Source organism: Limimaricola variabilis, assembly GCF_034371605.1.
Taxonomy (GTDB): domain Bacteria; phylum Pseudomonadota; class Alphaproteobacteria; order Rhodobacterales; family Rhodobacteraceae; genus Limimaricola; species Limimaricola variabilis.
In genome coordinates this window covers 2572559-2592812 of record NZ_CP139691.1, presented here as the reverse complement: position 1 = coordinate 2592812, position 20254 = coordinate 2572559, and the positions used below count along the sequence as shown (strand labels likewise).

The window sequence follows — 20254 nt, the reverse complement described above, 5'->3', positions numbered from 1 at the left end:
TTCTGGGGATAAGCGGGTGGACAGTCGCGGGAAAGCCCAAGATTTCCCCAGCCCCGTGCCGCCACGACCGGACTGCCCGTTTTTTAGGCATCCTCCTGTCGCTCAGCGGCTCCAGCCAGTGAACCCGACCGAAAAGGTGACGCCTGCATCATCATAGACGTCGAGCGAGGAGTCGACATGTTCGTAGCCGACCCCGACCGTGAAGCGCGGGTCGATCTGTAGGCTGGCCCCAATCCGCGCGGCGAGATCCTCGCGCGGGATGTCGAAGACAGTATCGCCGCCCGCTTCGCGCAGCCCTGCATTGACCGAGGCCGTTCGCCCGGCGACTTTTCGCGTCAGCCCGATTGAGACATCCCATAGCGTTCCATGATGGCCCTCGACGCGCTCTCCCACACGGATATTGCTCCGCAGGGCACCCAGACCCGGTACCGCGCTCGTCACGGCTAGGCTGACAAAGCCGCGATCATGATCATCGCGCATGACGTCCTCGAGACCCAGCTCGACAGCATGATCAGCTCCGGCGAACGAGACGAGTTTCGTATAGCTGGCCGAGACATGCCCTTCGGAGAACAAGTCCTCGCGATAACTCGCGCGTGCACCTGTGCACAGGTCGATCCAACTCCATTCGCCGAGATAGGTGCCAAGGCAGCTTTCGACACCTGCCCTGCTGCGCGGTCGATCGGTGGCAGGCGACCATGCATGCGACAGATCCGCCTCGAAGGAAACCGTGCGCCCGGGCGCAATCGAGTATCCGCGTCCCGCCGCAATACCGGCACCAAGCCAGACACCGGAGCGGGCACGAGCCTCTTCATCAACCTCGAAGCGCAGCCCTCCGAGTTCGAAACCGTCGCCCGGCAGCCCGCCATTCACGTTGCGGTCATGGTCGAAGATTGGGCGTAGGGACAGGCGGTCATAAGCCTTGACGGGAGGCTGCCCGGCCTCGTGCCGCAGCCCCATCCGGTCGGCGAACTTGCGCGCCAGCGGAGCCGATCCGGCCGGCGCCTCGCGTAACAGGCTGTAGGCGGCGAGCCGCGTCTCCCCAGACATCAAGGCAGCCGGCCAACGGGGGACGGCCTCTCCCTGTTCTGCAATCGCAGGGACACACCAAAGCAGGCCGGCCACGAGCGAAGCCAGGCGCATCGAACAGGACATTGGAGTCTCCGAACAGCGAGAGGCGGCCCGCACCGGGCCGCCTCGGAGTGATGGATTGTATGGCTTAGTCGCGTTCGGCGACGAGGGCACCAAACACGGAGAAATCATGATCCATGCCATCAGGGCGAATGGACATGCCCATCTCGGCCTCAAGGGCTTGCGCCTGCGCACCCCGGAACGTCCCGTTCATGCCGCCCGTGACATCGCCCGCCGCGTCCGCCGCCTGGAGCCGGCCGTTCAGATCAGCGTCGAATTCATTCCCCGAGATACGGCCATTCGTCACGGCGATGCGACCGCCCTCAATCACGCTGCCTTCGATATCGCCTTCGAAGCCTGTCATCTCGCCTTCGATGGTCCGGGCGCCGAAATCCGCGTTGAGAGCCACATTCGATACAAGTGTAACGGCGTCCTCGATATCGGAGCTGTCATCCGTGTAGAAACCGGCCTTGCCGACAAACTGCGCCTTGCCTCGGGTCGGCATGTCAGAGGCGGCAGTGCGCTCCAAGCCCTCAAGACGCTCGGCCAAAGCGAAACCTTCGTCCTTGAGCGTCTCGAAGGATGCATCGCCGGTGCTGGCGCCGCCGCAAGCTGCGAGAGCTAAAGGAAGCAATGCGGCTGCCGAAAGGCGCAGGATAGTGGACATGAATTTCCCTCATAGGTTTAAATTATCCGTACCGACACACTTCACGCGGCCGTGATAACCTCAACCCACTTAAATAAGGAATTTTTCTGTCACCCTTAAAAAGGGGCAATACCTTATAGGTTGATGCGAGACAGATGCTCGACAACCACGAGACAAAAAAGACCTGTCCAAAAGGACAGGTCTTCACTTGACTTCATCAAAACTTCGGCAAACGGCGCGTCAGTTGCGGCCTTGGATATCCGGCGTCTGCCAACCCAGATGCTGACCGCCATCGACGCAGAGCAGTTGGCCGGTGACCCCGGGCGCGTCGATGAAGTAGCCCAGCGCTGCACAGATATCCTCGGGGTTGGAACCGCGCTGCAGCACCGTGTTGGCGCGTTGGGCGGCATAATGCGCGTCGGACTGGTTCGCCCCCTGCAGGGTCGGGCCGGGGCCGATGGCGTTGACCCGGATGCGGGGCGCCAGCGCCTGCGCGGCAGTGCGGGTGAAGGCCCAGAGCCCCATCTTGGCGATGGTGTAGGACATGAAGTCCGGCGTCAGCTTGCGCACCCGCTGGTCGACGATGTTGACCACCAGACCCTGCGCCAGCGGCTCGCCGCGCGAATCCGTGGCCGGTGCCTCGATGCCTTCGGCCATGCGCTGGGTCAGCACCACCGGCGCGCGCAGGTTGCTCTCCATCGCGCGGTCCCAGCTTTCGCGAGTGCCGGTCTCGACGCTGTCCCATTCGAAGATCGAGGCCGAGTTGACGAGGCAGGTGAGCGGCCCGCCCAGTGCCTCGACCGCGCGCGGCACCAGCGCCTGGGTCGCCGCCTCGTCGAGCAGGTCGGCGACGAGCACATGCGCCACGCGGCCCATGGCGCGGATCTCGGCCGCGACCTCTTCGGCCGGCTCGCGGGAGGCGTTGCAATGCACCACCACGTCGAAGCCGCGCCGGCCGAGATCGAGCGCCATGGCCCGGCCCAGCCGCGCACCGGCACCGGTGACGAGCGCCCGCGCCTTCATGCCAGCACCGTCACGCCATAGCCGACATAGAGGACGGTCAGTGCCACGCCCCAGCCGCGCGTTACGTCGCGCCCCCAGTAGACGAAGGGTACCAGCAGCAGCGAAGCGGCGAGCATCACCCACAGATCGAAGCCGAGGAAATCCGCGCCCACCGGGATCGGGCCGACGAGGCTGGCCACGCCGATGATGCCGAGCAGGTTGAACATGTTCGACCCGATCACGTTGCCCATCGCGACGTCAGCCTCGCGCCGGATCGCCGCCATCACGGTGGTGGCCAGTTCGGGCAGAGAGGTGCCGATCGCCACCAGCGTCAGGCCGATCGCCGTCTCCGACACGCCGAAGGTTTCGGCGATCGAGACCGCGCCCGTCACCAGCAGGTCGGCGCCGACCGGCAGGCCGATCAGACCGGCGACGAGATAGGCCACGACCTTCCAGCCACGCATGCGCGGATCGGCGCCCTCGACCTCTTCCTCATCGGCCGCGGCGGCGCCGTTGCGATGCTTGTGCGCCGTGCGCGCGGCGTGGGTCAGCATCGCCGCCAATGCCGCGAGCAGCACCAGACCGGCCCACCAGCTCAGCACACCGGTGAAGGCCAGCGCCATGAACAGCACGGTCGCCGCCATCATCTGCAGGAAGCTCGAGCGCGTATCCGCGCCGCCGCTGGCATGCAGCGTGGTGATCAGTGCCGGGATGCCTAGCACCAGGAGCACGTTGGCAGTGTTGGAGCCGACCACGTTGCCCAGCGCGATACCCGGCGTCCCCTTGAGGATCGCGTCGACCGAGACCAGCAGTTCGGGCGCCGAGGTTCCGAAGGCGACCACGGTGAGCGAAACGATCAGCGCCGGGATGCCGAGCCGCAGCGCGAGGTTCACGGCCCCCTTCACCAGCGCATCCCCTGCCAGCAGGAGGAGCACCAGCCCCGCCGCCACCATCAGCCAATCCATCAGGTCCTGTCCTTTCCGCAGGGGCATGGCCCCTTGCCTATCCTCGGCCGCCCGCAGGCGGCGCAGCGTCCGCGCCCCAGCAGCCCCTTGGGACCCCGGGGCTTCGGCAGCCGCAGTTTTCCGAACATGGCGAGCACGACCATGCCCACCAGAAACAGCGTGACGATCTTGATCAGCATCAAAGACCGAAGCGGGCGAAACCCGCGCGCTCCTCGATCGCGGCCAGGGCGTCGCCCATCAGCGCCGCGCCGAAGCGCGACAGCAGCGGCCGCCGCTTGGCATAGCGGCGCAGCCGCACCTTGTCGCCGAACCGCGCCTTGAGGCTCGGCACCAGATGCCCGATGCCGTCGGCGAGCCCCTTTTCGACCGCCCGCGCGCCGATCCAGATCTCGCCTGTGAACAGATCCGGATCCTCGGCCAGCTTCGCGCCGCGCCGGGCCTTCACCTGTTCGATGAAATAGTAATGCATCTCCTCGAGCCAGCGCTCGAGCCGTGCGACGTCCTCGGGCTTTTCGGGACGAAAGGGATCGAGCAGGCTCTTGGATTTGCCGGCGGTATGCACCCGCCGCTCGATCCCGTGCCGGTCGAGGAATTCATGCGCGCCGAACCCGGCCGAGATGACCCCGATCGACCCCAGCACCGAGCCGCGATCGGCGAAGATCTCGTCGGCGGCGGTGGCCAGCCAGTAGCCGCCCGACGCCGCCACGTCCTCGATGAAGGCGATCACCGGAACGCCTTTTTCCTCCGACAGCCGCCGGATCCGGGCCGCGATCAGCGCCGATTGCACCGGCGATCCACCGGGCGAGTTGATCTCGATCGCAACGGCGGCGGGCTTGCCGCGCCGAAAGGCTTTCTCGATCATCGGCGCGGTGCCCGCATCGTCGAGCCCGCCACGGCCGACGCCGATCACGCCCTGCAGGCGAATGACGGATATGACAGGCCCCTTGGGCCGGAACGGCAGCCAGTTCTTCATGCCTCGACATCTAGGCCCGGCCCGGCCCCGCCACAAGCCTACTGGCGAATCCGCCAGCCGGTGCGGAAGATGAGCCAGATGATTCCGAGGCAGATCGCCGTGAATAGCGCGATCGCCGCAAGGCTAACCCCGATCGGCACGTCGGCCTGCCCGAAGAAGGACCAGCGGAAGCCAGAGATCAGATAGACCACCGGGTTGAACCGGGTCACCACCTGCCAGGCGGGCGGCAGCATCGAGATCGAGTAGAAGCTGCCACCGAGGAACACCAAGGGCGTGATCACCAGAAGCGGGATCAACTGCAATTGTTCGAAGTTCTTGGCCCAGATCCCGATGATGAAGCCCAGCAGCGCGAAGCTGATGCAGGTCAGGAACAGGAAGGCCAGCATAGCGAGCGGGTGCAGGATGGTGAAATCGACGAACAGGAACGAGGTGGCGAGGATCACGAGGCCGATGAACAGCGCCTTGGTCGCGGCGGCACCGACGAAGCCCAGCGTCACCTCCAGAAAGCTGATCGGTGCCGAGAGGTATTCGTAGATCGTGCCGATGAATTTCGGGAAGTAGATCGCGAAGCTGGCATTCGAGGTGGCCTGCGTCATCACCGAGAGCATGATCAGGCCGGGGATGATGAAGGCCGCGTAGTCCACCCCCTCGACCTGGTCCATGCGCGAGCCGATCGCCGCGCCGAAGACCACGAAATAGAGCGAGGTGGAGATCACCGGTGAGACGAAGCTTTGTAGCAGCGTGCGGAAGAAGCGGGCCATTTCGGCCCTATAGATCGCAGAGATCGCGCCGAAATTCATACCGTATCCTCCTTCACGAGCCCGACGAAGATGTCCTCCAGGCTCGAAGCCGAGGTCGAAAGGTCCGCCAACTGCAGCCCGGCCGCCTGCAAATCCGCCAGAAGCGCGGTGATCCCGGTGCGCGAGGCATGGGTGTCGTAGGTATAGACCAGCGCCCCGCCGTCATCGGTCCGGGCCAGCCCCTCGCGGCGCAGGCCTTCGGGGATCTCGGCCACCGGCTCGGTCAGCTCGATCCTGAGTTCCTTGCGGCCCAGCCGCGCCATCAGGTCGGCGGTGCGCTCGACCAGCATGATCCGGCCCTTGGAGATCACGCCGATCCGGTCGGCGATGGCCTCGGCCTCCTCGATGTAATGGGTGGTGAGGATGATCGTGACCCCCTCCTCGCGCAGCCGCGCCACCACCCGCCACATGTCGCGCCGCAATTCCACGTCGACGCCGGCGGTCGGCTCGTCGAGGAACAGCACGCGCGGGCCGTGGCTCAGCGCCTTGGCGATCAGCACCCGGCGCTTCATGCCGCCCGACAGCTCCATCACCTTGGCGTCGCGCTTTTCCCATAGCGACAGGTCGCGCAGCAGCCGTTCGAGATGCGCGTCGTCGCGCGGCCGGTCGTAGAGGCCGCGGGTGAAGCGGACGTTGTTCCAGACGGTCGAGAACGGTTCGAGCGCGATCTCCTGCGGCACCAGCCCGATCAGGTCGCGGGCGCGGCGCCAGTCGCGCACCACGTCGTGGCCGCCGACCTCGACCGTGCCGCCAGAAGGCATGGTGATGCCGCAGATGGTCGAGATCAGGGTGGTCTTGCCGGCGCCGTTCGGACCGAGCAGCGCGATGATCTCGCCCTCCTCGATGTCGAGCGTCACGCCGCTCAGGGCGGTAAAGCCGCCCTTGTATGTCTTTGTCAGGTCACGGACCGACACGATGGGGGGCATTGGTTTCGCCTCGCTTGGGATCGGCGCGACGATAGCCGCGCCCCCGCACGGGCGAAACCCCGCCGCCATGCGCGCTCGCGCACAGCGCTCAGCGCATCCGCCAGGCCCGGATCGCATGGCCCGGCAGGATCAGCGCACAACGCGTGTAGCGCCCGGCGAGGCGGACCGGGTCGGAGGCCGCGCGCCACAGCCATTCCAGCGCCAGCCGCCGCACCAGACGCGGCGCCCGGCGCTGCGTTCCGGCGATGAAATCCAGCCCCGCCCCGATCGAGACGAAGCCGATCTCGGGATGCCGCGCCCGGCCGCGCGCGGCGAGCCGCTCCTGCTTGGGTGCGCCCAGCGCCACGAAGACCAGCCGCGCGCCGCTGGCTGCCAGCGCATCCAGCGCCGCATCCGCCGCCGCGCCTTCGGGGTCGAAGCCCATCGGCGGCGCAATCCGGGCCGCCACGCGCAGCCCCGGCACCCGCGCCTCCAAGGCCCCCGCCGCTGCCTCCAGGCTGGCCTCTGTGCCCCCGATCAGCGCCACCGGCACGCCCTGCGCCGCGGCGAGTTCGGCCAGCGGCGTGATCAGGTCTGAGCCGGGAAGCAGTGCCATCTCGCGGCCCGCCAGCCGCGCCAGCCAGACCACAGGGTTGCCGTCGGCGGTCACCAGATCCTGCGCGGCATAGGCGTCGCGAAACGCCCCGTCGCGCGGCAACTTGACGAGGTGGTCGAGATTGAGCGTCGCCAGCGCGAAGCCCCGCCCGGCGCCGAGCCGGGCGGACACCTCGGCCATGAGCGCGGCGCGATCGGGCATGTTGACCCGCACGCGCCCCGCACCGTGATCGAATTCCATGCCTTTCTCCCGCACCGCGCTCCGCCCTCTTGGCGCGACGGCCGGGCTGTCATAGCCATGCGACCATGGACCCGTGGCCGCCGCAATGCCGCCACGCCCCTTGTGTACCAGTCGGGCCCGGACCGGAAGCGGTCCGAAGGACCCGCGTAGGATCGGAGCCGCGTCGCGATGAAGGATGTCACGGTGATCGGGTGCGGCTATGTCGCCGATCTCTACATGCGCAGCCTCGCGGCGCATCCCGACATCCGGGTGCTCGGCGCGCATGATCGCGATCCCGACCGGCAGGCTGCCTTCTGCGCCCATTGGGGCGTGGCGCCGCTGCCGGACGCGGCCGCCGCCTGCGCGACGCTGCCGCCGGACGGGCTGGTGCTCAACCTGACCAACCCGCGCAGCCACGCGACGATCATCCGCGGCTGCCTGCGCGCCGGCCGGCATGTCTGGTCCGAGAAGCCGCTGGTCACCGACATGGAAACCGCGCACGAGTTGCACGCGCTGGCCCGCGCCCGCGGGCTGCAACTCGCCTCGGCCCCTTCCTCGGTGCTGTCGCAATCCTCGCAGGGGCTGGGACGGGCGCTGCGGATGGGTGTCGGCGGCGCGCCACGGCTGATCTATGCCGAGCTGGATGACGGCTTCATCCCGCAGGCGCCCTACTGCGACTGGAAGAGCGAGAGCGGCGCGCCATGGCCCGCCGAGGACGAATTCGCCACCGGCTGCACGCTGGAACATGCGGGCTACTGGCTGTCTTGGCTGATTGCGCATCTGGGGCCGGTGAAGCGGGTCGTCGCGGCGGCGGCCGAGGTGATCCCCGACAAGCCGGGCACGCGGCGGGCCGCCCCGGATTTCTCGGTCGCGGCGCTCTTCTTCGAAAGCGGCCCGGTGGCGCGGCTCACCTGCTCGATCGCGGCGCCGCACGACCATCGGCTGCGGGTCTTCGGCGACGAGGGCGTGATCGAGGTGGCGCGCGCCTGGGACAACCACGCCCCGGTGCGCTACCGCCGCCGGATGCGTCTGCGCCGCCGTCTGTTAGAGAGCCCGCTGGCGCGCGACGTGTCGATCCGCGGCGCGGTGCAGCCCCGGCCCGGCCGGCGCGGCGCGGCGCGCATGGATTTCGCGCTCGGGCCCGCCGAGATGCTCGATGCCATCGCCGCGGGGCGCGAGGCCCGGCTCGCCGGAGCATATGCGCTGCACCTGACCGAGGTGACGCTGGCGATCCAGGAAGGCGCGGTGCGCGACATGACCACGCGCTGCGAGCGCATGGAGCCGATGGCATGGGCCGCCTGATTGCCGTCACCGGGGCGAGCGGCTTTCTCGGCCGCGCCGTGGTCATGCGGGCGCGGGCGATGGGCCTTCCGGTGCGCGCGGTGATGCGCGGCGCGCCGCCGCCCGCATGGGCCGCCGATCGCGGCATCGAAGTGGTTCGGGCCGATCTGCGCCACGATCTGCCCCCGCTCGACGGCGTCGTGGCGGTGATCCATGCGGCAGCGCGGATGGATGGCGACGACGCGGCGCAGGCTCGCGACACGGTGGCGCCGGGGGCGCGACTGCTCGACCACGCGGCGCGCTCCGGCGCCCGGCTGGTGCTGGTCAGCTCGATCGCGGTGCTCGGCACCCAAGGCCTGTCTCCCTATGACACCGTCGACGAAGCGACGCCGATCGAGCCCTTCCCGCGCGCCCGCGACGCCTATGCCCGTGCCCGGATCGCGCTGGAGCGCGATGCGCGCGACATCGCGGCGCGGCACGGCATACGGCTGCGGATCGTCCGGCCGGGCGCGATCTTCGGGCCGGGACGGCTGTGGAACGCGCATCTGGGCGCGGGTCTGGGTCCGCTGGTGATCGGCCCCCGCCATGGCGGCGAACTGCCGCTGTGCTGGCTGCGCCACGCCGCGCAGATCCTGACGCTGGCCGCCGCTAGGCCGCAGCGCGCGCCGGTCGAGGTGATTCATGCGCTGGACGACGACCGCCCGGATCGGGCCCGCTACGTCGCGGCGCTGGGCCGGCGCGGCATCGCGCTGCCTTGGCGCGCGCTCGACCTCGCCGCCGGACCGCTGGCGCCGCTCGGGCCGCGCCTGCCGGGCCTCCTGCGGCGCGAGACGCTGCGCGCGCGCTGGATGCCGCTGTGCTATTCCAATGCCCGGGCCCGTGCGCTGGGCTTTCGTGCCGAAGCCGGCTTCGAGGCGGCGATGGCCGCCACGCGCGAGATCGCATGATGACGCCCGGCCCCCTGATGTGGCTCACCGGGGAGTACCCCCGTGCCACGGACACCTTCATCCAGCGCGAGGTGGCGGCACTGCGCCGGCTCGGCCTGACCGTCGAGACCGCCTCGGTGCGCCGCACCGATACCGCGCATCATGTCGGCCCCGAGCAGCGGGCCGAGGCCGCTGCGACCTTTCATCTGCTGGAACGGGCGCTCAATCCCCTTGCCATCACCCGGGCCAAGCTGCGGGCGCTGCGCCACCCGCGCCGCTTTCTGGCGGCGCTGGCGCTGGCCTGGCGCACGGCGCCTAAGGGGCTGCGCGGCCGTCTCTACAACATGATCTATTTCGGCGAGGCGCTGGTGCTGGCACAGCGGATGGAGGCGCGCGGCATCGCGCATCTGCACAACCATATCGCCAAATCCTCGGGCACTGTCGCGATGCTGGCCTCCGAGATATCAGGCATCCCGCACAGTTTCACGCTGCACGGGCCGGATATCTTCTTCGCCCCCGATCATTGGGCGCTGGGCGAAAAGATCGCCCGGGCCCGCTTCGTCGCCTGCATCTCGGACTTTGCGCGCGCGCAGGCGATGCTGTTCTCGGACCCCGCGCATTGGCACAAGCTGCATGTGGTGCATTGCGGCGTCGACCCGGCGCTCTATGACGATGCGCCGCCGACACCGGACGACCGGCTGCTCTTCGTCGGTCGGCTGGCGGCGGTAAAGGGCGTGCCGGTGCTGCTGCGCGCGCTGGCGCGGGTCCGCGAGAGCCGCCCCGAGGTGACGCTCGACCTCGTGGGGGATGGCGAAGACCGGACCATGCTGGAACGCCTTGCGGGCGAGCTCGGCCTCGACGGGGCGGTACGCTTCCACGGCTATCTCGGTCAGGCCGAAGTGGCACGGATGCTCGGCACGACGAGCGCGCTGGTCCTGCCCTCATTCGCCGAAGGGGTGCCGGTTGTGCTGATGGAGGCAATGGCCGCAGCCCGGCCGGTCATCGCCACTCGCGTCGGCGGCGTCGCCGAACTGGTCGAGGACGGCGTGTCGGGCCTTCTCGTGCCGCCGGGCGCGGAGGCCCCGCTGGCACAGGCGATGCTGACCCTGGCCGGTGACGCGCCCCGCCGGGCCGCGATGGGTGCCGAGGGGCGCGCGGCGGTCCTCGCCGGTTTCGGCGCCCCCCGAGAGGCCGCGCGTCTGGCACGGCTGCTGCGCGACGGGCCGGGCGGGCCGGTGCGCCCGGAGCCGCTTTCGTGAACGCGCGGATCGCCGTGGTCGCGATCGGCCGCAACGAGGGCGCGCGGCTCGCCGCCTGTCTCTCCTCGATCTCCCGAAGCGGCGCCCGCGCCGTCTATGTCGATTCGGGCTCTACCGATGACAGCCTCGCCGTCGCGCGCGCGGCCGGCGCGCGGATCGTCGAGCTGAACCGCGACGCCCCCTTTACCGCCGCGCGGGCCCGCAACGCGGGTTTCGAATCGCTGCGCGCGGACGGCCTGCCGGAATTCGTCCAGTTCGTCGACGGCGACTGCGCGCTGGAGCCGGGCTGGCTCAAGGCGGGCATGGCCGCGCTCGAGGCCGACCCAAGCATCGGCATCGTCACCGGCTGGCGCAGCGAGACCGCGCCCGAGGCCACGCTCTACAACGCCATCGCGGAGTGGGAGTGGCACCGCCCGGCGGGCGACATCACGGCCTGCGGCGGCGACATGATGCTGCGCGCCGCGCTGTTCGAGCAGCTCGGCGGCTTCGACGGGTCGATCATCTGTTCGGAAGACGAGGAGCTGTGCCTGCGGGTGCGGGGCCTTGGGCTGCGGGTCCACCGGCTGCCGCGCGCGATGACCCGGCACGACATCGCCATGACCCGGCTGGGGCAATGGTGGCGGCGCTCGGTCCGGGCCGGGCACGGTTTCGCCGAGGTTGGCGACCGGCATCCGGGCCATTTCACCGCCGAGCGGCGCCGGGTGCGGATCTGGGGCATGGCGCTGCCCGCCGCTGCCCTGGCCGCGATCCCGGCATGGGGGATCTGGCCGCCGCTCACCGCCCTCGCCCTCTACGGGATGAGTTGGGCCCGCACCGCGCGCGCCTTGCGGCGCGACGGCTACCACCCGCGCCGCGCGGCGGGAATTGCGGGACTTCTGGTTCTGTCGAAGCTGCCCAATGCGCAGGGCATGATCACCTACCGGTTGCGGCGGCTGCGCGGGCGCGAGATGCGCTTGATCGAGTACAAGTGACCGTCGCCCGCCGGGCTTCGCGATCGGGGCTTATTCTCGCCCCTCTTTCCGCGCTAATCTGCGCCGGATGACAGCGGCCATGGGACAGGCGCAGATGAAGGACGGCAACACGCGCGGCAGCCGCAGGCGACTCGCGCCAGAGGCCCGCACCGAGATGCTCGACCGGATCGCGGCGCTGGAGTCGCCCGCGTCGCCACCCGATGCGACGACGCCGCAACCCGATCCCGCCACCCGGGCGCTGCGCGCGGCGGTGCTGGGCGAAGGCGAGGTACGGCTGCCGCAGCTGCACGATTTGTGGGGCAACCTCCGGCGCATCCCGGTCAACGAGGCGCTGCTCGAGGCCAACCTCGTGATCACCGCGAGCCGGCGCGACCCGGCCCATGCCGCCTTCGACCTGCTGCGCACGCGGCTGCTGCAGGCGCTCGATGAACACGGCTGGAAGCGCGTCGCGATCACCTCGCCGACGCGCGGCTGTGGCAAGACCTTCACCGCCGCCAATCTCGCGGTGGCGCTGTCGCGCTACGAGAACCGCCGCACCGTGCTGCTCGATCTCGATCTGCGAGCGCCGGGCTTGGCGCAGGTGCTCGGCACGCCCGCGCCGGGTCCGATCGCCGAATGGCTGCGCGGCGGCACCTCGACCGGGACGCAGCTGCAGCGGGTGGGCCAGAACCCGCTCGGCATCGGCGGATTGGCCGTCGGCCTCAACGACCGCGCCGAGGCCTACCCGGCCGAGCTGCTGCAGGACCCCAAGGCGGCGGCGGTGCTCGACCAGCTGCAGGAGGAGCTGTCGCCCGACGCGGTGCTGTTCGACCTGCCGCCGGCCCTCAACCATGACGACGTGACCGCCTTTCGTGACCGCTATGACTGCGTGCTGATGGTTGTCGGCAGCGGCCGCAACAGCGCCGATCAGGTGCGCGAAGCGGTGCGCCGGATCGGCGAGGACAAGCCGATCATCGGCATGATCCTCAACCGCGCCGAGGAAGAGCGCGCCTCAGGGACCGGTTAGGCCGAACGCGTCCGGCCGAGCCGCCGCCAGCCGCGCAACCCGTGGCGCAGCCGTCCCCAGATTCCCAGGAACCGCCCTGCCTCGCGCCGCCGTGCCTGACGGGCCCGGCGACGGGCCTGACGCCGGTCCAGCTCGGGGATCACCACCACCGGCCGCACGCCCAGCGCCCGCTCCATCTGCGCGGCGGTACGGATCTGGGGGTTCACCGCCTCCAGCGAGAGCGCCAGCGCCAGCGCCGCGACCAGCACACCCATGCCGCCGGCGAGCGCGATCTTGCTGCGTGACGGGGACGAGGCGTAATCCGCCGGAACCGCCTCTTCGAGGATCTCGAAACGGGTGGTTTCGTCGCGGCTTTCGAGCAGCTGCGCCATCGCCGCCTCGGTACGCCGCGCCGTCACTGCCGCGAGCGATTGCTGCAGCTGGTCGCGGCGGCGGGTAAAGTCGTTGTAGCGCCGCTCGGTCTCGGGCGCGGCGGCGAGCGCCGTCTCGAGGCGCTCGATGTTGTCGGAGATCAGCGCGCGCTGCTGCTCGAGCAGGCTGCGGCGGCGGGCGGTCTCTTCTTCGCGCAGCCGGTCGGAGCTGGTCTCGAAGGCGATGATCTGCTGCTCGAGGTCGATCCGCTGCGCCACAAGTCGCGACAGCTGATCGCGCTGCGCTGGAACGCTGGTCGGCAGCGAATCGAAGTTCTCCTCCTGGAAACGGGCGAACGCGGCCTCGAGCGCGGCAAGCTCCTCGCTCAACCTGGCCTCCTCCGCCTCGAAAAAGGCCAGCGTCCGCGTGGCCCGGCCCTCGCGCCGGCTCTGCGCCGAGGCGACGATCTCGGCCAGGATCGCGTTCGCAAGGTCGGCGGCGCGCTGCGGGTCGCCCAGTTCGACGGTGATCGCCAGCCCCGAGGGCACGGTTTCGGGGCGCCACGCCAGCGCCGGATCGACCAGCTTGGTGATCTCGACCGCCTTGCGCATCTGCGTCAGCCGCTCGCCCTGCGGGAGTTCGCCGAACAGATCGAACCGCCCGGCGAGGCCGAGCATCGTGTCGCGCGCCATCAACTGCTGCTCGATTAGGTCGAGCTGGGTATCGGCGATCGCCGCGGCGTCCGAGCCGGCATCGACCAGCGGCGTTTCGATCTGGATCACCGCCGTCGCCTCGTAGCTCTCCGGACGCGTCAGCGCGAACCAGAGCACGAAAGGGATTCCAAGCGCGCAGACCAGGACCATCGCCCAGGCCCGGCGGCGAAGCGCGCCGCGCACATCGCGCAGCGAGGCGAGGTATTCCATGGACCTACTCCATTCCAACGCACCGGGCCCATGGCCCGGGTCGGTCCCATTGCCGCCACACCCGAACCACAATCTAGCCTTCCGGCCGCCATCTGGCCATGGGCCCCTGCCCGATCAACGCAGTGTTGCCGGCTTTGAAACCGGGAACGCTGCGTATCGCCACGACGAAGCGCCCTTCGGCCATCCCCCAGCCGCCCCGGAGGGGCTCCCGAGCGGCCCGCGGCCAGGCAAGGACCCGGTCCCCCGCAACCTCGATGCGCATCGCATCGAAGCCGATCACCTCGCGCGCGCCGGAATACCACGCCTTGTAGGCCGCTTCCTTGGCGCAGAACAGCAGGCGCGCGGCCATGCCCCGCGACAGGGCAGGCAGGGGCGCCAGCGCCTCGATCTCGCCCGGCAGGGCGATCTCCGCCCATAGCTCCGGCTCCAGGGGCTGCGCCGGTTCGATATCGAGGCCGAGATCCGCCCCGCCCCGCGACACCGCCGCCACCGCCAGATCGGCGTCATGGCTGATCGAGCCGCGCAGCCCGGCGGGCCAGACCGGCGCGCGATCAGCGGCTTGCGGCACCGGGAGGGCCGGAAGGCCGAGCCGGACCATCGCCGCCCGTGCGGCGTGGCGACCAGCGGCGAACTCCGCCTGACGCGAGGGGCGTGCGCGGCGCACCGCCGCCGCTTCCTCGGGCCAAGGCGCCTCCCCGGACCCGATGGCCACAGCCACAGCCACGACCGCGACGCCGGGGCCGAACAGTTGCTCCGCGAGCGCCGCGATCTCAGGCATCGCCGCAACGCCGCGCCCTGAGCGCGCGGCGCCGGGCCATCATCTCGGCGCGCGCGGCCGCCTGATCGGTGAACGCCTGCTCCGGCGCGGCCGCCGGCACCAGTGCCGCCTCGATCCGGGCAGCCAGATCGCCCAGACGCGGCAGGCCGAAGATATCGGTGACCCTCAGCTCCGGCACGCCGAGCCGGTCGCGGATCTCGCGATGCGCCTGCACGGCGAGCAGCGAATGCCCGCCCAGATCGAAGAAACTGTCTTCGGCGGTCACTCGCTCTACACCGAGCAACTCGCGCCAGATCGCGGCCACGGCGTCGAGCGCCCCGCCGGGCCGAGGCTGGCGGACAGGGGCGACTGGCGCGCGCATGGACACTGTGTCTTCGGCAGCTCTGTGCCCCTTCTGTGGCGATGGCGGTGGCATCGCCTTGCGGTCGGTCTTGCGGTTGGGGGTGAGAGGAAAGCGCGCCAGTGCGACGATCCGCGCGGGCACCATGATCGCCGGCAGCCGGGCCGCCATCGCGGCGCGCAGCCCGGCCTCGTCGACCGGCTCCGGGCTTTCGACATAGGCGACAAGGCGCGCGTCGCCGGGGCTGTCCTCGCGCAGCATCGCCACGCAGGGCCCGCGACCCGACAGCGAATCGAGCACCGCCTCGACTTCGCCCAGTTCGATACGGTGGCCGCGCAGCTTGATCTGCCCGTCGGCCCGGCCGCCGAATTCCAACCGCCCGTCCGCCCGCCAACGCGCCAGGTCGCCGGTACGGTAGATCCGCTCGCCGGGCCGGAAGGGATCGGGCTGGAAGCGCTCGGCGGTCAGCTCCGGCCGCTGCCAGTAGCCGCGCGCCACGCCGGCCCCGCCGATCCACAGCTCGCCCTCGCCCCCGATCGGACAGGGCTGCATCTCGGCGTCGAGCACATAGGTCACGGTGTTGAGGATCGGCGTGCCGATCACCGCCGCGGGCATCTCGGGCGAGACCGTGGCGCTGGTCGACCAGACGGTGGTTTCGGTCGGGCCGTACATGTTCAGGAGGTTGGGCACGCCGGCGGTGCGCAGATCGGCGGCCAGCGTCGCGGGCAGCGCCTCGCCGCCGACCAGCATGTGGCGCAGCCGGCCCAGAGCGGCACGGCTGCCGGGATCGGCGCACAGCATGCGCGCCATCGACGGCGTGCATTGCAGATGGGTAATCCCGTGCCGCCGTATCTGCGCGGCGATGGAGAGGTCGTCCGGATCGGGCATGGCGTCGCCCGGCTCGGCGGCCCGCGGTACCAGCTCGGCCAGCCGCGGCAGCGCCGCCATCACCCGCTCGGGCGCAAGGCCGAAATCGATCAGGCAGGCGACCTCGTCCACGCCCAGCGCCCCAAGCCGCGCGAGCTTCTCGCGCGCGTCATCAACGGTGCCGAACAGGCCATGTGCCTCGAAATACCGCTCGAAGGCATGGTCGAGCACCGCCGCCTCCTCCTCGGGCGAGAGTGCTTCCGGCGCCGTGCCGCCATTGGCGCGAAAGGCTGGGAAGGCGGCGGCGTGCTGCGCGATCAGCCCGGTGGCCGACCGCAGATACTCCAGCATCGGCGCCCGCACCGCCGCCCGCGCCGCCGAGCGGCTCTCGTCGAGATACGCGTGCAGCATCACCGTCACGCGGCGTGTGGCCGGGTCATGTCCTGCCATGCGCAGGGCCTCGCGCCATTCGCCGATCCTCGTCTCGAGTTCATCGAGGCTCTGGCCCAGCAGATGCGTCAATACGTTGGCCCCGATCCGCCCTGCCTCACGCCAGCTCTCGGGGTTGCCCGCCACCGTGATCCATAGCGGCAGCTCGGCCGAGACCGGGCGCGGACGGGTCGCTACCTCGCGCATCCCGCCACCGGGGGCGGGAAAGGCCACGGCCTCGCCGCGCCACAGACGGCGCACCGCGTCGGCGGCGTCGTGCAACGCCGCCCGGTGGGCCGGCGGCGCCGCCTCGGGCCGCAGCACGAAATCGTCGGGTTGCCAGCCGGCCGCCAGCGCGATCCCGGCCCGGCCGCCCGACAGGCGGTCGACCACCGCCCAGTCCTCGGCGATGCGGGCCGGGTGATGCAGCGGCGCGAGGCAGCTGCCGGCACGAACCGCGATGCGCGTGGTGGCGGCTGCCACCGCTGCCCCGGTCACCGCCGGGTTGGGATAGGCGGCGCCGAAGCCGTGGAAATGCCGCTCGGGTGTCCAGACCGCCTCGAACCCATGCGCATCGGCAAAGCGCGCACCATCGAGCAGCAGGGCGTAGTCGCCCGTATCGCTCTCTTCGTGGCCCCAGTAGAACAGGCTGATCGCCGGCCCGTCCGCCTTGGCAGGCGGCGCCTCGGCCGCCGTCAGCAGGCGTTCGGCCTCGCCCTGGATCACCACCCCCAGACCGCGCGACAGCGTCCAGAAGAGCTCCAGCACCGAGATGTCGAAGGAGATCGAGGTGACCGCGAGCATCATGTCGCCCGGCGTCTGCGGCACCCTCTCATCCATTCCGGCGAGGAAATTCATCGCCTGCCGGTGCTCGATCATCACGCCCTTGGGCCGGCCCGTGGAGCCGGAGGTATAGATCAGATAGGCCAGATCCTCGGCCGTGGCGGTCTCCTCCGGCGGGGTGTCGGGGGCGGCGGCGATGCGCGGATCGTCGAGACGCAGTTGTCGCGCCTCGCCCGGCGGCAGTTTGTCCGCGATCGCCGCTTCGGTGATCACCAGCGCCGCCGCGCTGTCCTCGAGATAGAGCGCCAAACGCTCCTCCGGGTAGCCGGGATCGAGCGGCAGATAGGCGGCGCCGGACTTCAGCACCGCCAGCGCCGCCACCACCATCTCCGCGGAGCGGCGCAGGTGCAGCCCGACCCGGGTGCCCGGACCGGCGCCCATGTCGCGCAGCACATGGGCCATGCGGCTGGCCCGCGCCTCCAGCTCGGCATGTGTGAGGCGCGTCTCGCCCGAGATGACCGCCACGGCGTCGGGCGTGCGGGCCGCCTGCGCCGCGACGGCGGCGTGGAGCGTGCCGCCGGGCACGGGCCCCTTGGTGGCGTTCCAATCCGTCAGCACCAGCGCACGCTCGGTCTCTGACAGCGCGGGCAGGTCGTCACAGAGCGCCTGCGGATCGGCCGCCAAGAGCGCCGCGAGCCGCGCCGCCAACAGGTCGATCACGCCCGGCAGCAGCGCCCCTGCCTTGGCCCGGAGCAGGCCGCTCTCGGGATCGAAGCCCAGCACCGCCCCGCCGCGCAGCCCCGCGCCCAGCGCGAAGGTCGGGGGCGTCACCGGCCCACCGAGCCGGGTCGGAAGGTCGGCGGCAAAGCCGCCCATGGCGCGCGCCGCATCAGCCTGCGCCTGTAGTCGAGAGGCGAGATCGGCGAAGGTCTCTTCCGGGCAGAGGGCGGCGTCGAGCGGCAACCAGTCCGACAGGTGCGGGTCGTTCGATGGCAGGACCAAAGCCAGCGCGGCACCGTCGAGCCGGGCCGCCAGCAACGCCCAGGCCGCGGCGCGCAGGGCCGGCGTTCCGGGCAGGTCGGGGATCTCAAGGATCTCCTCCGGGGCGTCTGGCACTGCGCGCCCCTGCGTCCGCAATCCCGGCATCGGCACCGGCTTCAGCGCCTCGAGCGCCGCGCGCCAATGCGGCTCGTGCCGCGCGATCCCGGCCATCCGGGCGGTAAGCCCGTCCGGATCGGAAATGGCGGGCAGCCTGTCGCCGACCTCGGGCAGCGCCGGGACACCGCCATCAAGACGGCGTAGCCCGGTCAGCGCCAGCACCCCGTCCTCGAATACCAGTTCGAGCGCGTCATCCCGCACGGCCCGGATCGTGCCGGGCGGCTGGGATGGCGGCCCTGTTTCCAGGACCCGCGCCCCGCCGATCAGCAGTAGCCCCGACGCAGTCGCGATCTTGGCCCGGCATAGCGGATTGGGATGGTCGCCATGGTCGAGCCCACGCACCAACCGCTCGGCCCTGTTGATCGGCCCGCGCCCGTCGATCAGGCCATCAGCGGCGGGACGGTCGGCCGCGCGGTGCAGGCGGCCCGGGGTTCCGGCCTGCGGGCGCGGCCGCAGGCCGTGACGCATCTGCGCGAACAGCGCAGGCAACGTCTCTACCGCGGCTGCAAAGCAGCGCGCGTTCAGGCTCTGCGCGGTCTCATCCGAAGCGATCTCGATCCCCTGGCGCAGCAGGATGTCGCCGGCATCGACCCCGGTGGTCATCAGGTGCCAGGTGATCGCGTGGCTGCGCGCACCTTCGATCAGCGCCCAGGCCGGGGCGTTGCGGCCGGGCCGCTCGGGCAACGGGCCGTCGTGGAAATTAATCGCTCCCGCCTTGAACCGCCGCAGAACCGCTTCGGGCAGCAGCGCGACATTGCCGGCGCTGAGCAACCAGTCGATGCCCTCGGGCAGCGTGTCGAGCCGATCGGGGTCGTGCAGCGGAACGGCATGGGCCTCGGCATAGTCCCGTGTCCCGGCATGGCGGCTGGCCACGACGGCAAGCTGGAAGCCGGCCTCGCGCGCCTGCCGCGCGGCCTCCAGCGTCAGCGCGCTGTCACCGATCAGGGCAATACGCGCGCTCATGCGGGCGCCCCCCCGCTGTCTGCTCGCCGCCAATGACGCAGTTCGTGGCGCAGAAGATCGCGCAGGTAATGCGGCGGATCGCCGGGGTCGCGGCCCATCAGGCGACAGCGCAGCCGATGCAGGCCCGCCGCGGCCGCGTGCAGCAGGGTCGCCGCCACGGCACCGCCCGCGCCGTGATGCTTGCGGAAATAGTGCCGCCGCGAATCGAACCAGTATTGCGGCACCCGGGCCCAGTCGCCCATGCCGGTCGAGACCGAGCCGATATGCTCGACCCGGCTCTCGCGTACGAAATGGGTCTCAAAGCCGGCATCGCGGGCGCGCCGGCACAGATCCGTCTCCTCGAAATAGAGGAAGAAGGTCTCATCGAAGAATCCGATCTCGTCGAGCAGCTCGGAGCGGATCATCAGGCTCGCTCCCGACACCCAGTCGACCGGGCCGGTCTGGGCAGGCACGTCCATCCAGACCCGGTAACGCGCCAGCAGCCGCGACACCGGGCCGAAGCGCAGCGGTCCCTCGATCTCCGACAAGAGCGAGGGAAATCGGAAGGCGGCGAGATGCAACGTGCCGTCGGGGTCGTTGACCAGGCTGCCCGCCAGCCCGACATTCGGATGCGCATCCATATGCGCGAGCAGCGCCGCGATCGCTTCCGGTTCGGGAAAGGCGTCGGAGTTGAGGATGTAGACGAAGTCGGGCCGCCCGCCATCGGCGAAGCCGGCGCAGATGCCGACATTGTTGCCGGCGCCGAAGCCGCCGTTATGCCCGGACTGGATCAGCCGCACCCGCTCCGACCAGCCATTGGCGGCGATGCCTTCGCGCATCCGCTCTTCCGAGCCGTCGCCGGAATCATTGTCGACGATCAGGATCTCGCCCGAGATTTCCTGCATCGCGACGAGCGCACTGCGCGCCGCGCGCAGCGTCATGTCGGGCGTGCGCCAGTTGAGGATCACCGTCAGTAGTCGCGTCAT

18 protein-coding genes are annotated in these 20254 nt (G+C 70.3%); 5 read left to right on the top strand and 13 right to left on the bottom strand.

Annotated elements, in window-relative coordinates:
• Positions 1-102: 102 nt before the first annotated feature.
• From T8T21_RS12920 to T8T21_RS12880, 9 genes are all read right to left on the bottom strand, one after another.
• On the bottom strand, positions 103-1140 hold the full coding sequence (locus tag T8T21_RS12920) for a hypothetical protein (RefSeq protein ID WP_322335872.1): 1038 nt from the start codon (positions 1138-1140) through the stop codon (positions 103-105).
• A gap of 76 nt (positions 1141-1216) precedes the next feature.
• The gene (locus tag T8T21_RS12915) at positions 1217-1795 is read right to left on the bottom strand and encodes a transferrin-binding protein-like solute binding protein (RefSeq protein ID WP_322335871.1); all 579 of its coding nucleotides are present in this window, start codon (positions 1793-1795) and stop codon (positions 1217-1219) included.
• Positions 1796-2014: 219 nt separating this feature from the next.
• Positions 2015-2797 (bottom strand): SDR family oxidoreductase, encoded by a 783-nt coding sequence (locus tag T8T21_RS12910; RefSeq protein ID WP_322335870.1) that lies wholly within the window; start codon positions 2795-2797, stop codon positions 2015-2017.
• The gene (locus T8T21_RS12905) at positions 2794-3741 is read right to left on the bottom strand and encodes a calcium/sodium antiporter (RefSeq protein WP_322335869.1); all 948 of its coding nucleotides are present in this window, start codon (positions 3739-3741) and stop codon (positions 2794-2796) included. Before T8T21_RS12905 ends, T8T21_RS12910 begins: the two co-directional genes overlap by 4 nt.
• Positions 3741-3920 carry a hypothetical protein gene (locus T8T21_RS12900; protein WP_183474610.1) on the bottom strand — a complete coding sequence of 60 codons (180 nt, stop codon included), beginning with the start codon at positions 3918-3920 and terminating at the stop codon, positions 3741-3743. Before T8T21_RS12900 ends, T8T21_RS12905 begins: the two co-directional genes overlap by 1 nt.
• Entirely contained in the window at positions 3920-4714 is a 795-nt protein-coding gene (locus tag T8T21_RS12895) for a S49 family peptidase (protein ID WP_322335868.1), read from the bottom strand. The genes T8T21_RS12900 and T8T21_RS12895 overlap by 1 nt, the downstream gene beginning before the upstream one ends.
• Before the next feature lie 38 nt (positions 4715-4752).
• The gene (locus T8T21_RS12890) at positions 4753-5514 is read right to left on the bottom strand and encodes an ABC transporter permease (RefSeq protein WP_183474608.1); all 762 of its coding nucleotides are present in this window, start codon (positions 5512-5514) and stop codon (positions 4753-4755) included.
• Entirely contained in the window at positions 5511-6440 is a 930-nt protein-coding gene (locus T8T21_RS12885; RefSeq protein WP_322335867.1) for an ABC transporter ATP-binding protein, read from the bottom strand. Before T8T21_RS12885 ends, T8T21_RS12890 begins: the two co-directional genes overlap by 4 nt.
• Positions 6441-6528: 88 nt before the next feature.
• Positions 6529-7275, bottom strand: coding sequence for a WecB/TagA/CpsF family glycosyltransferase (locus tag T8T21_RS12880; RefSeq protein ID WP_322335866.1), 747 nt, complete (start codon positions 7273-7275; stop codon positions 6529-6531).
• Between the two features lie 168 nt (positions 7276-7443).
• Here T8T21_RS12880 and T8T21_RS12875 point away from each other — a divergent pair, with 168 nt between their 5' ends.
• The 5 genes from T8T21_RS12875 to T8T21_RS12855 all read left to right on the top strand — a co-directional run bounded on the left by T8T21_RS12875 (position 7444) and on the right by T8T21_RS12855 (position 12697).
• Entirely contained in the window at positions 7444-8556 is a 1113-nt protein-coding gene (locus tag T8T21_RS12875; protein ID WP_322335865.1) for a Gfo/Idh/MocA family protein, read from the top strand.
• Positions 8544-9482, top strand: coding sequence for an NAD-dependent epimerase/dehydratase family protein (locus T8T21_RS12870; RefSeq protein ID WP_322335864.1), 939 nt, complete (start codon positions 8544-8546; stop codon positions 9480-9482). Before T8T21_RS12875 ends, T8T21_RS12870 begins: the two co-directional genes overlap by 13 nt.
• On the top strand, positions 9479-10720 hold the full coding sequence (locus T8T21_RS12865; RefSeq protein ID WP_322335863.1) for a glycosyltransferase family 4 protein: 1242 nt from the start codon (positions 9479-9481) through the stop codon (positions 10718-10720). Before T8T21_RS12870 ends, T8T21_RS12865 begins: the two co-directional genes overlap by 4 nt.
• Positions 10717-11691, top strand: a complete 975-nt coding sequence (locus tag T8T21_RS12860) for a glycosyltransferase (RefSeq protein ID WP_322335862.1) — start codon at positions 10717-10719, stop codon at positions 11689-11691. Before T8T21_RS12865 ends, T8T21_RS12860 begins: the two co-directional genes overlap by 4 nt.
• 67 nt (positions 11692-11758) lie before the next feature.
• Positions 11759-12697 carry a CpsD/CapB family tyrosine-protein kinase gene (locus T8T21_RS12855; RefSeq protein ID WP_322335861.1) on the top strand — a complete coding sequence of 313 codons (939 nt, stop codon included), beginning with the start codon at positions 11759-11761 and terminating at the stop codon, positions 12695-12697.
• Here T8T21_RS12855 and T8T21_RS12850 read toward each other — a convergent pair.
• The 4 genes from T8T21_RS12850 to T8T21_RS12835 form a co-directional block, all read right to left on the bottom strand.
• Positions 12694-13971, bottom strand: coding sequence for a GumC domain-containing protein (locus T8T21_RS12850; RefSeq protein WP_322335860.1), 1278 nt, complete (start codon positions 13969-13971; stop codon positions 12694-12696). The two genes, T8T21_RS12855 and T8T21_RS12850, sit on opposite strands and share 4 nt — an antisense overlap.
• Positions 13972-14044: 73 nt before the next feature.
• Positions 14045-14749 carry a 4'-phosphopantetheinyl transferase family protein gene (locus T8T21_RS12845; RefSeq protein WP_322335859.1) on the bottom strand — a complete coding sequence of 235 codons (705 nt, stop codon included), beginning with the start codon at positions 14747-14749 and terminating at the stop codon, positions 14045-14047.
• Positions 14742-19289, bottom strand: coding sequence for a MupA/Atu3671 family FMN-dependent luciferase-like monooxygenase (locus T8T21_RS12840; protein ID WP_322335858.1), 4548 nt, complete (start codon positions 19287-19289; stop codon positions 14742-14744). The genes T8T21_RS12845 and T8T21_RS12840 overlap by 8 nt, the downstream gene beginning before the upstream one ends.
• Positions 19286-20254 carry a glycosyltransferase family 2 protein gene (locus tag T8T21_RS12835; RefSeq protein WP_322335857.1) on the bottom strand — a complete coding sequence of 323 codons (969 nt, stop codon included), beginning with the start codon at positions 20252-20254 and terminating at the stop codon, positions 19286-19288. Before T8T21_RS12835 ends, T8T21_RS12840 begins: the two co-directional genes overlap by 4 nt.